This window comes from Campylobacter sputorum (assembly GCF_002220775.1).
GTDB classification, from domain to species: Bacteria; Campylobacterota; Campylobacteria; order Campylobacterales; family Campylobacteraceae; genus Campylobacter_F; species Campylobacter_F bovis.
Genome location: NZ_CP019685.1, coordinates 587,753 through 601,700, shown reverse-complemented (window position 1 = coordinate 601,700; position 13,948 = coordinate 587,753). Strand labels below are relative to the sequence as shown.

19 protein-coding genes are annotated in these 13,948 nt (G+C 27.2%); 7 read left to right on the top strand and 12 right to left on the bottom strand.

All coding sequences use genetic code 11. The annotated features are described in order from the left end of the window. Window positions 1–7 precede the first annotated feature (7 nt). From CSPB_RS03070 to CSPB_RS03025, 10 genes are all read right to left on the bottom strand, one after another. Window positions 8–3,073: a cytochrome c biogenesis protein gene (locus tag CSPB_RS03070; RefSeq protein WP_089193099.1), complete on the bottom strand. Its 3,066-nt coding sequence runs from the start codon at window positions 3,071–3,073 to the stop codon at window positions 8–10. A gap of 193 nt (window positions 3,074–3,266) precedes the next feature. Further along, a complete protein-coding gene (locus tag CSPB_RS03065) occupies window positions 3,267–3,653 on the bottom strand; it encodes a hypothetical protein (RefSeq protein WP_151899136.1) in 387 nt (128 codons plus the stop codon). Window positions 3,654–3,678: 25 nt separating this feature from the next. Next, window positions 3,679–4,341: a hypothetical protein gene (locus tag CSPB_RS03060; RefSeq protein WP_089193097.1), complete on the bottom strand. Its 663-nt coding sequence runs from the start codon at window positions 4,339–4,341 to the stop codon at window positions 3,679–3,681. Window positions 4,342–4,392: 51 nt separating this feature from the next. Further along, window positions 4,393–5,613 (bottom strand): glucose-6-phosphate isomerase, encoded by a 1,221-nt coding sequence (locus CSPB_RS03055; RefSeq protein ID WP_089193910.1) that lies wholly within the window; start codon window positions 5,611–5,613, stop codon window positions 4,393–4,395. Then, window positions 5,600–6,430, bottom strand: coding sequence for a UTP--glucose-1-phosphate uridylyltransferase GalU (gene galU, locus CSPB_RS03050; RefSeq protein WP_089193096.1), 831 nt, complete (start codon window positions 6,428–6,430; stop codon window positions 5,600–5,602). The genes CSPB_RS03055 and galU overlap by 14 nt, the downstream gene beginning before the upstream one ends. A gap of 129 nt (window positions 6,431–6,559) precedes the next feature. Next, window positions 6,560–7,204, bottom strand: a complete 645-nt coding sequence (locus CSPB_RS03045; protein ID WP_089193095.1) for a ferritin family protein — start codon at window positions 7,202–7,204, stop codon at window positions 6,560–6,562. 61 nt (window positions 7,205–7,265) lie between these two features. Continuing rightward, complete coding sequence (locus tag CSPB_RS03040) at window positions 7,266–7,463, bottom strand: hypothetical protein (protein ID WP_033915597.1); 198 nt, start codon at window positions 7,461–7,463, stop codon at window positions 7,266–7,268. An 89-nt stretch (window positions 7,464–7,552) separates the two neighbouring features. After that, window positions 7,553–8,275: an EI24 domain-containing protein gene (locus CSPB_RS03035; protein WP_033915598.1), complete on the bottom strand. Its 723-nt coding sequence runs from the start codon at window positions 8,273–8,275 to the stop codon at window positions 7,553–7,555. Next, window positions 8,275–8,967: a dUTPase gene (dut, locus tag CSPB_RS03030; RefSeq protein ID WP_089193094.1), complete on the bottom strand. Its 693-nt coding sequence runs from the start codon at window positions 8,965–8,967 to the stop codon at window positions 8,275–8,277. The genes CSPB_RS03035 and dut overlap by 1 nt, the downstream gene beginning before the upstream one ends. Before the next feature lie 61 nt (window positions 8,968–9,028). Continuing rightward, window positions 9,029–9,544 carry an ATP/GTP-binding protein gene (locus CSPB_RS03025; RefSeq protein WP_089193093.1) on the bottom strand — a complete coding sequence of 172 codons (516 nt, stop codon included), beginning with the start codon at window positions 9,542–9,544 and terminating at the stop codon, window positions 9,029–9,031. A 103-nt stretch (window positions 9,545–9,647) separates the two neighbouring features. On the opposite strand from CSPB_RS03025, the gene CSPB_RS03020 reads away from it, so the two are divergent. Then, a complete protein-coding gene (locus CSPB_RS03020; RefSeq protein WP_089193092.1) occupies window positions 9,648–10,052 on the top strand; it encodes a hypothetical protein in 405 nt (134 codons plus the stop codon). A 47-nt stretch (window positions 10,053–10,099) separates the two neighbouring features. On the opposite strand, the gene CSPB_RS03015 is transcribed toward CSPB_RS03020, so the two are convergent. Beyond that, on the bottom strand, window positions 10,100–10,294 hold the full coding sequence (locus CSPB_RS03015; protein WP_033915602.1) for a hypothetical protein: 195 nt from the start codon (window positions 10,292–10,294) through the stop codon (window positions 10,100–10,102). A 134-nt stretch (window positions 10,295–10,428) separates the two neighbouring features. Here CSPB_RS03015 and CSPB_RS03010 point away from each other — a divergent pair, with 134 nt between their 5' ends. From CSPB_RS03010 to CSPB_RS02985, 6 genes are all read left to right on the top strand, one after another. Continuing rightward, entirely contained in the window at window positions 10,429–10,815 is a 387-nt protein-coding gene (locus tag CSPB_RS03010) for a hypothetical protein (protein ID WP_089193091.1), read from the top strand. Window positions 10,816–10,824: 9 nt separating this feature from the next. Continuing rightward, the gene (locus tag CSPB_RS03005) at window positions 10,825–11,349 is read left to right on the top strand and encodes a hypothetical protein (RefSeq protein WP_089193090.1); all 525 of its coding nucleotides are present in this window, start codon (window positions 10,825–10,827) and stop codon (window positions 11,347–11,349) included. A gap of 4 nt (window positions 11,350–11,353) precedes the next feature. After that, window positions 11,354–12,139 (top strand): hypothetical protein, encoded by a 786-nt coding sequence (locus tag CSPB_RS03000; protein ID WP_151899135.1) that lies wholly within the window; start codon window positions 11,354–11,356, stop codon window positions 12,137–12,139. A 396-nt stretch (window positions 12,140–12,535) separates the two neighbouring features. Next, the gene (locus CSPB_RS02990; RefSeq protein ID WP_089193087.1) at window positions 12,536–12,859 is read left to right on the top strand and encodes a hypothetical protein; all 324 of its coding nucleotides are present in this window, start codon (window positions 12,536–12,538) and stop codon (window positions 12,857–12,859) included. A 3-nt stretch (window positions 12,860–12,862) separates the two neighbouring features. Continuing rightward, the gene (locus CSPB_RS08915; RefSeq protein ID WP_256363470.1) at window positions 12,863–12,985 is read left to right on the top strand and encodes a hypothetical protein; all 123 of its coding nucleotides are present in this window, start codon (window positions 12,863–12,865) and stop codon (window positions 12,983–12,985) included. Between the two features lie 6 nt (window positions 12,986–12,991). After that, on the top strand, window positions 12,992–13,489 hold the full coding sequence (locus tag CSPB_RS02985; RefSeq protein WP_089193086.1) for a hypothetical protein: 498 nt from the start codon (window positions 12,992–12,994) through the stop codon (window positions 13,487–13,489). A 130-nt stretch (window positions 13,490–13,619) separates the two neighbouring features. On the opposite strand, the gene CSPB_RS02980 is transcribed toward CSPB_RS02985, so the two are convergent. Continuing rightward, on the bottom strand, window positions 13,620–13,904 hold the full coding sequence (locus CSPB_RS02980; protein WP_089193085.1) for a ComEA family DNA-binding protein: 285 nt from the start codon (window positions 13,902–13,904) through the stop codon (window positions 13,620–13,622). Between the last annotated feature and the right edge of the window lie 44 nt (window positions 13,905–13,948).

Sequence of the window (13,948 nt, the reverse complement as noted above, 5' to 3'; positions counted from 1 at the left end):
CTATCCCTTATAGCTTTTTAGCAAATTTAATGCCTCTTGAAGCAATCAAGGTAATTATAATCATAACCGTAGCTATAATGCCAACAAAATTTGGAACTGGCACAGGATCTCCTGATGCATAAGAGTGCATTCCGCTTAAATAAAAATTTACTCCAAAATATGTCATTATTATAGACCAATATGCAAAAGAAGAAGCAACACCAAAAGCATATTGATTATTTAGCTTAGGAATAAATCTTAAATGCAAAACAACTGCATATACAATTATAGATATTAAAGCCCAAGTTTCTTTTGAATCCCAGCCCCAGTATCTTCCCCAGCTTTCATTTGCCCAAACGCCGCCAAGGAAGTTTCCAAGAGTTAATAAGCTTATACCAAATATCATAGACATCTCATTTATTCTCGTTGCCTCAAGAATATTTCTTGATATTTCTTTATTTTCTTTTTTACCCTGAAAACACATTAAAATCAATGTAAACATACCAAGAAGAGCACAAAGCCCTAAAAATCCGTAACTAGCAGTAATTACAGAAACGTGTATAGTTAACCAATATGAGTTCAAAACAGGAACTAGCGTTGTGATTTGAGGATCAAGCCAACTAAGATGAGCTACAAACAAAGTCACGCCAGTTAAAATAGATGTAAGCGCTATGGTAACTGGGCTTCTTTTTGCAAATATAAGTCCAGATAAAGCCATTGCCCAAGCTACATATATAAGTGACTCATATGCATTTGACCAAGGAGCGTGCTGCGAAACATACCATCTCATGCCAAGTCCGGCAGTAAGTGCTAAAAATAACACTAAATTTAAAAAATATACAAATCTAAAAGGATACAAAACATTTGTTTTTGGTCTTACCATTTTTATAAAAACTACAGCTAGTAAAATAAGTCCGGAAATTAGATAAAAAGGTGACAATCTATCAAATATATTGTATTTATTTAAAAGTAGCTCCATATCTATCTTTTTTTGATCTATAAGAATACTTGCACCATATTTTGATTGATATTCTTTTAATACATTCAGTGCATCATTTGCCTGCTTCCAATCACCAGAGGATTGGGCATCTATTATACTTCTAAAATAATTTTGTAAAATACTAGCAACTTGATTTGATTCTTCTTTAGGAAAACTCATAATAGCGGACGCTGGAGAATACCAAGTATTATTTGGATCATCTATTTTTGGAAAAATTCTAAAAATTTCACCCATAAATACCATATATAATATATTTACCCTTTCATCAACCTTTATCACATCTTTATCAAACATTCCTCTTAATGCTGGGTTTTTTCTATTTGTTAATTCTACAGTTTTAGTTAGCTTATAAGTAAGCTTTCCATCGCTACCCATATTAAAAAAATCACTAAATTTTGCATATTTTGCATTTTCATCAACACCAAGAAGTTTTTTTAATTCTTTATTTGAAATGGCAATCAAAGGAGCTTCTTGCCAATAATCACTATTTAACATCATAGAAAGTATAACTTCTGTTGGACTCATACCATTAAAAGATGAGCTTCTATAAATCTTATTTAAAACTTCATAACCTACAGTATCAAATGGTTTTATTCTACCATCCACACTTTGAACAAGCAAAGATGATAATTCTTTTGCATGATTTTTATCTATACTTGGAACATCAGAAGCTTTTAAATTTACTCCTGCAAATGCCAAAACTATAACAAACATTAAAGAAAGAGTCTTAGTAGCTTCTGAATTTACTAAATTTGCAAGCTTTCTAAACCTACTATAAGGACTTATTAAATTTAAGAAAAAGCCAAGACCTAATAAAAAATAACCTATATAAGTAGGAATTTTACCGGGATCTTTATTTACAGATAGTATAGTTCCTCTTTCGTCCATATCATAAGAACTTTGAAAAAATCTATGCCCATTAAAATCTAAAACATTATTCATATAAATCAAATAATCCATAATTTTATTTCCATTTTTATCGAAGATAGTAATATCACTCGAATAGCTCATAGGAGAATTTGAACCAGGATATCTATCTAGCTTAAATGCGTTTAGATGCATTACAAATGGCATAGTATGTTTTAAAGAGCCAACTTTGGTAACAAACTCAACACCGCCAATATGGGTAGAATAAACCTTTCCATTTGTAAATATAGGAACATCTTGTTTTTCTCCATTAAACTCAAGCTCTCCAATCATAGCATCATTTCCATCATTTGCACTAACAAGCTTTTTTGAAGCGCTTTTAGAAAGAAATTTTGGAGAAAAATTTATATTGGCAACAGTATAAAGCCTCATTTCTTTAAACTCATTTAAAGAGTTGCTTTCAAAATTATCTTTTTTATTTTCGCTCATTATAAAATAAGATACTTTATCGCTTGATGTAAAAAACCATTTATCATCTTTTAATGTAAATTTAACAAACTTATCGCTATTTGGTTCTTTGTTGAATGTAAATTCAACTCCATCAATTATATTTGAAGTATTATTTTCTAAAATAAGTTCATTTGAACTTCCATTTCCAGAAATTATTAAATTTATAATAGGCTTTCCATCTTTACTATCAGTAAAAACAAAATCCGCACTGCGTATATAATCTTTATATTTATATGTAGCTTTTTTGCCATTTATATCTACGCTCATAGAAAAATCATTATCTCCTTTTAGAGATATATGTTTTTCTTCATTATCTTGGTATAAATTCTTTCCATCATCTGCAATCAACTGCAAATAAACAGCGGAAGTCCAAAGCTCGTCAGTACTTTCGCCATTTCTTATGTGAACAACGCCCTCAAAGCCAAAATATCTAGTAATGCCAGCGCCAATTAAAATAATTATAAATGAAAAATGAAAGAGAAAAGATGGCAATTTCTTAAGTGTAATAAGTTTGTATCTAAAAATATTATAAAGCAAATTTACACCAAGTAAAAGTTGCAATAAAGCAAACCAAGTTGCTCCATAAACAGCCGACCAAGCAGTTGGCGTATCGTAATTATTTTCTATTATAGTTGCTGTTCCACAAGATACAGCATAAATAAGAAGCATGGTTATCGCAGATCCCATACCTAAAAAACCAGATATGATTTTATTCATTATATATCCTTAAAATTTGCAAATAAGTTAAGGATAACATTTTTTATTAAATAAAATATAAAACTTGGTAGAAATAAAAAAAGAAATTTGGGAAGATTTAATCTTCCCATAAAGAAAGGAGTTCTAGCTAAACTTCATTTATTGTTCTATTGCACATTGAAATGATACTATTTGAGGATAAACAAACGGCAACCTAAAAAGATATATTCTCACTTTCTGGCACAGGAATAATAATTTTTTTTGAAGAACGATTGCTTTTTTTAACAGCAGGATGTCTTGAATTTGAAGCATTTATCAAATACATTTCAGAAATTCTATTACCTTTTATAATAGCATACACTAAATCTTTTTCATTGTAATAAATTTTTTTAGCATATGCAGTAGCACTTGGCAATTTATTATTTGTAGTATCTATACCTATTATATTATACAGCCAACCTTTATCTGTAAATTGCAAAGACTTGACATAGCCTTTAATCATTTTTGTTTGAATTTGATTTTTTTGAACCTGATTTTGAACGATTGGCTGCTTAACTGGTTTTTGATTGTTTTGTCCAAAAAAGCTACTGCAACCAACCATAAATAATGCTAAAAAAACAGATAAACTAAGCCTGAATATCAAGAGTGTTGCCTCCTAGAGCAGATATTTTTTCATCTATTTTTGCAAGAGCTTTTTGCATTGTCTCTTGTGATATATCTGGAAGTTTTCCACCCCACATTTGTTCTGCTTGCTCGAAACCTCTTAACATACCATCTTTACCTGCTTTTAATTTTTCCAAATCATTTCCTGCACCATTTATAACAAAATCAGCTATTCTCTCAGATGTTTTAGTTATTCCAAAAAAACCATCTTCGCTAACAAGCGCTTTTGCTTCATCTTGGCTTAAAGCGTGGATTGGTTTACCATTATATCCTATTTGAGACAAATCTATACCAGATAAAAGTCCTTTTACTTTATTTGTTGGATTTTGCAAGAAACTTAAAAAATCACCACTATTATCACTGCTTATACCGAATGAAAAACTTTGAAAAGAAAAACTACCGTTTGAAAAACTAAAAGTTTGTGCTTGAAACTGCATAAAATAAGCATTTGAAATGCCTTTTGCACCAATGGAACTTAGCTCACTAAAATGTTTTTTCATCTCTTCTTGTTTTTCTAACTTATGTGAATTTTGCTCTTGTTTATCGACAAGTTTATTCTCTGACTTATTTGTTAAATTTGTAGAAACATCTCTCATATATGAAGCATTTAAATCATTTATTTTCATATCCATTCTCCTTAATGTATTTTATATAAATCGGCTATTTGTAAAATTTATTTAACTAAGCGGTAAAAGCATTTTTTTAAGTATTCTTTTGCCAACTTCAACACCTGGCTGATCGTAGGTATTAATTCCAAGCATAATTCCAGTTGCAGAAGTTAAAAGTTCAAAATAATAAAGCAAATACCCTATATGCCATTCATCTATTTTATCAACCTCAATCAAATCAACGCTTACTCCTTCAGCAATTATAGCTTTTAAACTAGCTTCACATTGCGCATTTAATACATCTTGTAAAGAGTATGAATTTACAAAATCACAATCTTGCAAAAAATCAAATTTAATATTTGGAATGTTAATATTTTGATCATGATTTAAAACTTTTATAAAAGTTACTGTTTTATCTTTTACTCCATCCATAATGAGTTGTAAAAAAGAGTGCTGATCCCTAGAGCCAACTAAACCAACTGGAGTAAGTCCTATGCGTTGATATCCTTTTTTCTTACCAAGCGATTCCGCCCAAAGCTGCACATACCAATCATTAAATTTATCAAATCGATCGCAGTAACTAAACAAAACATTTATAGTTGCATTTTTATGCGTAGCATAGTGATATGCTTTTTGAAGTATTGTGTCATTTTGATCTTCTAAAAAGTTTTTTTTACAAGCTTTGGCACCATCAAGCAAAGAAATAACATCAAAACCACAAAAATACAATGGAACAAGACCTATCATACTAAGCACACTAAATCTTCCACCAACATTTTTTGGTATATAAAAAACAGATATATTATGTTTTTTTGCAAAATTTTCTAGAGGCGATCCTAAATCAGTTATAGCAGCAAAATTGTAACTAAAGTCTTTGACATTAAATTTTTCAACCACACATTTAAAAATAGATATTGGCTCAATTGTAGTGCCAGACTTACTAGAAATTAAAAAGAATGTTTCATCAAAGACTATATCTTTAGTTTTTTTATAAAATTCAAACGGATCTAAATTGTCTAAAAAAATAATTTTCTTTGAACTTTTTAAATTTAGTATCTCATAAACTGTTTGCACACCAAGCGAAGATCCGCCTATCCCCATAAGAACTATTGTTTTAAATTTACTAAATTTATCATCGATTTTTTTTAACACATTTATAGCTTCATAACCAAGTTCTGGCAGATGATAATACCCTATATCTCCAGCATTAAACTCATCATTCATTCTTTTTGAAAATTTATTAATATCTTCTAAGGGAGAAAATTTAAAATAAATTTTATTGTTTACCATATATGTTCTCATAAAAATAGTTTGTAGCTTCTACATAACCTTTCAAAGAACCACAATCAAATCTCTTGCCTTTAAATTTATACGCCAAAATCATTCCATTATTTGCCTGTTTTAAAAGTGCATCAGTTATTTGAATTTCTCCATTTTTCCCAGGCTTTGTTTGCTCTATCATATCAAAAATATCTGGCGTTAGGATATATCTTCCAATTATTGCTAGATTATTTGGTGCTTCTTGTGGTGTTGGTTTTTCAACCATATTCGAAACCATTATCAGATCATCTTCTATAAATTTACCATCTACAATACCATATTTATCAACTTCATCTTTCTCAACTTCCATAACTGCAACTATAGAACAGCGGTATTTTTCGTAAATTTTAACCATCTGAGATAACACACCATCGCCATTTTCATTTATACATAAATCATCTGCTAAAATAACACCAAATGGCTCACTTTTGACGAGTGTTTTCCCAGTATATATCGCATCTCCAAGACCTTTCATATTTTCTTGTCTAGTAAAAGTAAAAGAACAAGCACTCATTAAATTTCGAATCTCTGTTAAAAGGTGCTCTTTGCTTGTCCCTGCTATTTGATGTTCAAGCTCATAACTAATATCAAAATAATCTTCTAAAGCTCTTTTTCCTCTTCCTGTTACAAATGCCATATTATTCATATTTGCCTCAAGTGCTTCATCAACACCATAATGTATAAGTGGTTTTGTTAAAATAGGCAACATTTCTTTTGGAAGTGATTTTGTAGCTGGTAAAAATCTAGTTCCATAGCCAGCTGCTGGAAAAAGACAAGTTTGAATCATTTTAACTCCTTAGTATAATAAGGAATTATAATGAAATTTAGCAAATTTTTTAATTAAATTTAGTTAAAAAGTGTTTTGTAGTAATAAATTTAAATTTAGAGTTTTTTTGGTGCAAATGCACCAAAAAAACTATCCAAGAAATTCTCTTTTGAAGTATTCTTTTGGTGCCTTGCAAAGAGGACAGGCTCCTGGTGCTTTTTTGCCACGATGTACATGACCACAAACTTCACAAACCCAAACATCTTCTTCATCACTTTGGAAAAATCCATCAGCTTCTAGCATTTTTTTAAGTTCTAAATACTCTCTTTCATGCTCAACTTCAACTTTTGCAATAGCATTAAAAAGTCTAGCTATATCTTTTTTACCTTCATCTTCCGCTATTTTTGCAAAATCTGGATACATAGTTGTATGCTCATATCTCTCACCATCAGCAGCAGATATAAGATTTTTATCCATTTTATCTAGTGATAAACCTTGAATTTCATTGTATTTTTTAAATTCCGCTCTAGCGTGCCATTTTTCATTTTCTGCTGCTTCATAAAAATGCTTTGCTATAGCATGATATCCGGCTTCTTTTGCTATATCGCCATACAAATCATATTTATTTCTAGCCATTGATTCTCCGGCAAAAGCTTTCATCAAATTTACAGATGTTAAGTCTTTTGTAACAAGTTCCATTTCTATACCACAACAGGTTAATGGACCTCCACCAACTTCTTGTATTTCTATAACATTTCCACATTTTGGGCATCTATAAGTTTCATACTGTCTCATTAAGTCTCCTTGTAAATAAAATATGCTTTATTATACTAAAATAACCTAAAAACATATTAATTTAATTAGACAAAAACTCTTGTTTTATTTCATCATTGCTCTTTACAACAAGACCTGATCCATGTATGACATTTGGCATACAAGATGTGCAAATATCTACTTTTTCACCATTTTTAGTAGCCAAAATATAAACTATATCGCTTTCTTTATCGCTTCTAACACCACAAACATTGCATATAACTACACCATTTTCTACCATTTAAATTCCTTTATATAAATTTCGCGTAATTTTAATATCTAAAATCAAATTTTTAAATGATTTAAATCAATTTTTATAATTAAATATATTTAATTGTGCTTTTTGTATATCAAATTTGAAAGAAAAATAACAAAAAATAGTTGTAAAAAAAGCCCTAAAAGCGGCACTAAACTAACTATATAAAATACCAAGCAAGATAATTTAAATTCATTTCCACCATCTCTTAACCATAGAATCTCAAAATCATTTTTATTTAATGAATTTGAGCCTACATCTAGTAGCATAAATTTATAATATAGATAAAAAAATGGAATATTTACAACAATAACATTTATCACAGGGATAAATAAAAATGGAATACTGATAAGTAAAAAAATGCAAAATTTAAGTAGTATAATCATCATTAACTTTGAAGTTTTAAAAAAACTAATTCCTTGCAATCTATCATAATGATAGTATTTTTTATTTAAATGATTTGTTGCAATGGGCGTGAGAAATCCAGCAACAATAAGTGCTATAACTACAGAAATAATAACAACAAAAAAAACACCTATCATATAAAATATGGCTATGATAAGCCATTTTGTCAAAGCAAAAGCCAAAATGGAAGTCAAAAGCGGATATTGTGCCTCATCAATGAAAGAAAAATCTCCGCTTTTAGCCCCATCATTTAGCATACTAAAAAATTCTATACCGCCAAAAATCAAAAATCCACCGAGTATTAAAACTGAAACAATAAGCGGCAATGTAGAAAGTAAAATAAATTTCTTAGTTAAAAACTCTCTTAGACTTATTTGAAAAATTTTAATCATTATGATTTTTGATACTCTTTTTCAAGAGCGTTGTAAATTTCACCCTCTTCGATAATTCCACTGTCTAATATAACATTCATTATCTCGTTGTCTTCTTTGCCATTCCAATATTTTTTATATTTTCCCTCTTTATAACCATGTTCTTGTCTGAAACGATTTAAAACATTTTTGCCTATATAAAGCTTAAATAAGACATTTAAATTTACACCGCAACTAAGTGCTATTCTAAAATAATTTGTTAAAATATCTTCTAGTTTATAACTAAATCCGCTACATTTATGAATCAAAGACTCTATATCATTTACTATTTCATAATCAGAATGTGAACCATCAATATAAGATCCATTGCAAAATTTACTAAATCCGCTAACGCTTGATATATGCTCACTTAAAACATCTTTATTTCCAATACTATTAGATGTGTAATATTCAAGCATTAAACTCATTATAAAATGCCAAATATCAACAACTTCTATTCTAGCGTTTTGCATATCAGCACTTTGAGAAATATTTTTCCAATGCTTCCAAGAAAAGCTATTTATCAGTTCTGCACACTCCATATAAATACATCTTTTCCAACTTATGAGTTTTCCATCTTTAGTATATCCGCTCTCCCAATTTATACCACAAGTTTGGTCGTTTAAACACTGCTGCATATCAAGCATAGTTTTTAGCATTTTAATGTAATCCATATTATACAAATCTCCATTTTTTATAAAATTATAACAATTAAATATGAATATTTATATAAATTTAAACATATAAACTAAAACTATCAAATCTTTGTAATAAATTTTCAAAAAGTTTATTTGCATTTTTTAGCATATTTTCATCAGCTTTATTTTGTTTTAGCAACTCATCAAATAGCTTTAAAACATTATCACTAACCATATTTTTATGATTTTCATTTTTTATTTCTGGTAGCATATTTTTAATCTCATTTGCTAAATTTGTATAACTTGAATTACCAAATTTTTCGCCATCTTTAACATTTTGCAAAAACTTTTCCATAATAGGCTTAATCTTACTTAAAGCCTCATTAATCTCTTTTATATCATTTTGATCTATACCATTGTCTTCATACTTAAAATTATATCCATATTCATGGGTTAATGTAAGCTCAGTGAGTTGAGAATTGCCATTATTAGAGCTTTTGAGATTCATAGACTTATTATCATACATAGATAAAGATATATTATCCCCTGAGCTTGTTTTGAAATTAAAATCAAAATTATTCATTGATAGATTTGACATTTTATTGGTTTGCATTTAGAACTCCTTGCTTGCTATGTAAATCGTCAAAAGCTAGTTTTTATTAAGCAAATTTAGTGCCAAAATTTGATAAATTTACAAAAAATATTAAAGAAAAATTATGGATGAAAAAATAGTAAAATTTTTACATAAAATGCAACTACTCACACTTGGCGTGATAATTGAAAATAAGCCATATTTGTGTAGTGCATTTTATGCCTATGATGAAAAAAATTATAAGATAATAATAGCTAGTAACGAACAAACAGCACACATAAAAGCAACAAATTTAAATCAAAATGTATCAATATGTATAGCGCTAGATACAAAAATAGTTGGAAAAATAAAAGGAATTCAAGCTTTAGGTATCATAAAAAAAACATCTAACGAAAATAAACAAATTTACTACAAAAAATTTCCTTATGCCATAGCTTATCCAAGCGATATGTATGAAATAAACCTAACTTGGATTAAATTTACAGACAACACGCTTGGATTTGGCAAAAAACTTATTTGGCAAATTTGACATAAAAACTAAAAATATTAAATTTAAATAAATATACTAATGCAAAGCTATTGTTGTGGCAAAGCATCTTTAATAATCTCTTTTACTTCTTTCATGGCATCTTCATCTTTTTTGATGGCCTCTCTTAATATAAAACTCGCCTCTATAATAGCATAAAGCTCAGGTTTGGTAATCCGCCACCTTTGAAGCGTTCTTGTAGTTATTCTTAAAATTCTTGCTTTGTCTCTTTGTGTATATTTCATAAATTTACCTTTTTTCAAGCAAATTTATCTTTTAAGCAATAAACAATTAACAACGAAATAAAATCGTAAATTTATAAAATATTTAGACTTTATTTCGTATAATAAAAAAATTAATTTAAATAAAAGGTTTTAATATGAGAAATGATTTAGAAATAATAACTCAATTTTATAGGGCGTTAGAGACATTAGAGAAAGGTAATTTACAGAATTATCCAGTTGTATACATATATAGTACTAAAATATTTGTTGAGCTTATGAATAATAAAATGTTTAAAATTTTAGGAGCAAACTCTATAAATGACATGTTTGATAAAATTATAAATATCAATGAAAATAATATTTATTTAAACAAACAAATAACTGATTGCAAGAATTTATATAAAATTTTAGAAGCTTTAAATGATGATTTGACACAATATAATATAGTTAGAAAACTAGATTTTGACATAAGCGAAATAAAACAACAAATAGATAGCTATATGTCAATTTTAAGCCATATTGAAACATTAGAAGAATACTAGGAATTTAAAATGTGGTGGATTATAGGAATAATAATAGTTTTAGTGTTTATTGTATACATTTTAATTTTTAGTAAAGAGCATGAGATATCCAATAACAACAATAATTTATTAGATATTTTAGATAATAAAGAGGATGAATTTATTAATGACATTAAAAGATTACTATCATCGGGTTTTAATATCAAAAATAATTCTAACGAATTTATAAAATTTATATATAAGTTCTTAACAAAGCGCCTTGAGTCATATATTTTAAATCAGAATCATAATAACAATGTAAAAAGCAAGGAAGAATTATCTTTAATAACAATCGGTTGTATCATAGCAATATTATTAATTAATGATATATATGGCAATGAATTAGCTATTAAATACTGCAAAAAATTAGTAGCTAATTTTAAAAATGGGATACTAACAGTAGATGATTTAAAAATTATTGTCGGTAATACTCTAAGCTTAGAAAAAGACTCATCTCCAACTAGAAAAAAAGAGATTTGTTCTCTAATATGCAAACATATAGATGAAGGATTATAAAACTATGCAATTTATATCAGAAAATGATTTTAATATAGATATATCAAATTATCCAAATTTACCAAATGATTACTTAAGTAGAAGTACGGTCTATAGATATATTTGCCAAATGATATTTAATATAGATAAAAACTATGAATTTAAGCGTCAATTTTTTTTAGAATCAGGTGAAAATCGCACAAGAACAATGGGAGAAATTGCTAATATAGCTATCAAAAAATGTAGTGTAAAATATGATAATATAAAAGAAAATCAAATCAGAAATGTTTTTCCAAATTCAAAAATTATAAGTATATTTGATTTTAAAAATAAAATGGATAGTGGCGAAATTATATTTAAAATTTGGGATGAATTTCCATTATTTGTTAAAGAATTTTTGCATAATCAAGTAAATCCTTATCCATATGAAATTACTCCATTTAAGATTTATGCTATATATGAATGTGCAAAATATACTCTTGGCTGCATAAACAATTTATTTAACCATACTGATTTTGAAAGCCTAGCAAAAGATGCAGTTTTTGTAATGAATAATGCACAAAACAAAATATCTAAAAAGTTTATTATAGATTCTGGTTTAGAAATTCCAAGAGAAATTTCAAATATAGAAGAAATAAAAAACTTGTTTGCAATTTCTAGTTCATCGTCATATGTAATTTTAAAAATTTGCGATGAACTAGATGGAATAGACTTTTATACCCCATTAATATTAACACTAATTACGGCAAACGCTATATTAAAATCTAAGATTGGAAATTACAAAAATTTTATCAATCAAATGTTAATTTAAAGGATATAAATATGGATAGAAAATATTTGGATATACTTACATTAGAGCTTTATGACTACCCTTTGCACAATACGATTATGGTTTAGAATTTGTAGATTTTAATGGCGATCCATTAAATGGATACTATATTAAAACATATAAAGAAGAAGGATTAAGAAGATTTTTTGATATAAATACATTTCCTAATCAAATGCAATCCTTAAAACAATTTAATAATATGCTATTGTCAAAAGAAAAAGGAAATTTAGTCACAGTAGATGAATATATAGAAATATTTAAAATAGCTATAATATTTAGTAACCTAGATTTTAAAGATAAGAAAAAAACATTGATAAATAAAATGGGTTTTTATTATAAAGGACATGCTATAGTGGATAAAATAATGCAGGCAGGCATTTGTTCATTTATAAATTTAATCCAAATCTGGAAAATGGGCAATTTGAAATTTATTTAAATGATAAAACACATGGTGTTGATAAAATAATAAGATATAATCAATCAAATTTTACTGAAACTTTGGCACCATTAACACTTCATGGCCTAAATTATCTTTTTTATCAAATTTATGGAGATATAACTGGCAAATATTTTGTAAATATTTTTGAAAATAATATATTATCATTAAAAATTGAAGAATATAAAAAATATTATTTACTCAAATTTGATGAAAAAGAATTTAAAAATAAAAACATATATGATATTCCAAATTGGCTAGATTGACTTATGGATTGTGATATAGATATAGATGAAATTTCTAAAATTTTAAAATGCGATGATAGTTTTATAAAATATGTAGAAAATGATAATGTAAATTATGGAAATTTATCAAATAATTTAAAAAGGTAAAATAAAATGTACGATGGTTCAGACGACAAAGTAAATCTTGTATTAAGTTTATGTTTTAAAAATGATTCTGTAAAAGGTATTTATAAAAAAGTTACGGAAACTTTTTGTACACAAGATGATGCAAAAGAATTTGTTTACGAACAGTTAAATTGCTACTATCACTCAGGAGAGCGAGCTATTGTTGATTTTTTAAATATTCCAAAAGAAAATTTTTTATCAGATTCAATATTAAATCCCAGATTTAACACGGAAGCTGGCACAATAGTGTTATTTGAATGCATGGCTTTGAATGAAAATGAAGGAATAGTAGTATCAATGCTTGTAACTATAATTGTAATTATAAACTATGAAATTGGGGATTATAAAAACTTTTGTTACAAATTCTTAAATTTTACTTTTGATAAAATTAAATTTAAAACAAATAATACTTCAAATAAAAACATAACATTAAAAACAATTTTAACTATATTTTTTGTAATACTTATCATTTTTCTAGTTTTCTAGGAAATTTTGTAGTGCATCATAAGGATAAGATTTACTTTACAATCCCATTCTAATATAATATTATATTAGCAAAATTTAAAATTATAAATTTACAATAAACTCTTTATAATCATAAAAGCATTATAAAGACTTATTTATCCTTCTTATCTTCTTTTTTATTTTTGTTGTTATTAGCTTTATTTACACTCATACTATTTTTATTATCATTATAAATCTTATCACCTATACCTTTGACATTTTTTATATCTTCAACACTATTAAATTTATTAGTTTTTCTATACTCTATGATAGCCTCTGCTTTAGATTCTCCAACACCTTTTAATGTCATAAGTTCGTCTTTAGAAGCTGTATTTAAATCTATAGCTCCAAATACATAAGAACAAACAAGCATTAATAATAAAAGTAACTTTTTCATATATTTTCCTTTAAATTTAGTATATTTTTTATCTTTCTTATATA

Bases quoted from the DNA above. Each gene is read 5' to 3' on its own strand.
- CSPB_RS03070 (WP_089193099.1), bottom strand. From the start codon at position 3,073: ATGAATAAAATCATATCTGGTTTTTTAGGTATGGGATCTGCGATAACC.
- CSPB_RS03065 (WP_151899136.1), bottom strand. From the start codon at position 3,653: ATGGTTGGTTGCAGTAGCTTTTTTGGACAAAACAATCAAAAACCAGTT.
- CSPB_RS03060 (WP_089193097.1), bottom strand. From the start codon at position 4,341: ATGAAAATAAATGATTTAAATGCTTCATATATGAGAGATGTTTCTACA.
- CSPB_RS03055 (WP_089193910.1), bottom strand. From the start codon at position 5,613: ATGGTAAACAATAAAATTTATTTTAAATTTTCTCCCTTAGAAGATATT.
- galU (WP_089193096.1), bottom strand. From the start codon at position 6,430: ATGATTCAAACTTGTCTTTTTCCAGCAGCTGGCTATGGAACTAGATTT.
- CSPB_RS03045 (WP_089193095.1), bottom strand. From the start codon at position 7,204: ATGAGACAGTATGAAACTTATAGATGCCCAAAATGTGGAAATGTTATA.
- CSPB_RS03040 (WP_033915597.1), bottom strand. From the start codon at position 7,463: ATGGTAGAAAATGGTGTAGTTATATGCAATGTTTGTGGTGTTAGAAGC.
- CSPB_RS03035 (WP_033915598.1), bottom strand. From the start codon at position 8,275: ATGATTAAAATTTTTCAAATAAGTCTAAGAGAGTTTTTAACTAAGAAA.
- dut (WP_089193094.1), bottom strand. From the start codon at position 8,967: ATGGATTACATTAAAATGCTAAAAACTATGCTTGATATGCAGCAGTGT.
- CSPB_RS03025 (WP_089193093.1), bottom strand. From the start codon at position 9,544: ATGCAAACCAATAAAATGTCAAATCTATCAATGAATAATTTTGATTTT.
- CSPB_RS03020 (WP_089193092.1), top strand. From the start codon at position 9,648: ATGGATGAAAAAATAGTAAAATTTTTACATAAAATGCAACTACTCACA.
- CSPB_RS03015 (WP_033915602.1), bottom strand. From the start codon at position 10,294: ATGAAATATACACAAAGAGACAAAGCAAGAATTTTAAGAATAACTACA.
- CSPB_RS03010 (WP_089193091.1), top strand. From the start codon at position 10,429: ATGAGAAATGATTTAGAAATAATAACTCAATTTTATAGGGCGTTAGAG.
- CSPB_RS03005 (WP_089193090.1), top strand. From the start codon at position 10,825: ATGTGGTGGATTATAGGAATAATAATAGTTTTAGTGTTTATTGTATAC.
- CSPB_RS03000 (WP_151899135.1), top strand. From the start codon at position 11,354: ATGCAATTTATATCAGAAAATGATTTTAATATAGATATATCAAATTAT.
- CSPB_RS08915 (WP_256363470.1), top strand. From the start codon at position 12,863: ATGGATTGTGATATAGATATAGATGAAATTTCTAAAATTTTAAAATGC.
- CSPB_RS02985 (WP_089193086.1), top strand. From the start codon at position 12,992: ATGTACGATGGTTCAGACGACAAAGTAAATCTTGTATTAAGTTTATGT.
- CSPB_RS02980 (WP_089193085.1), bottom strand. From the start codon at position 13,904: ATGAAAAAGTTACTTTTATTATTAATGCTTGTTTGTTCTTATGTATTT.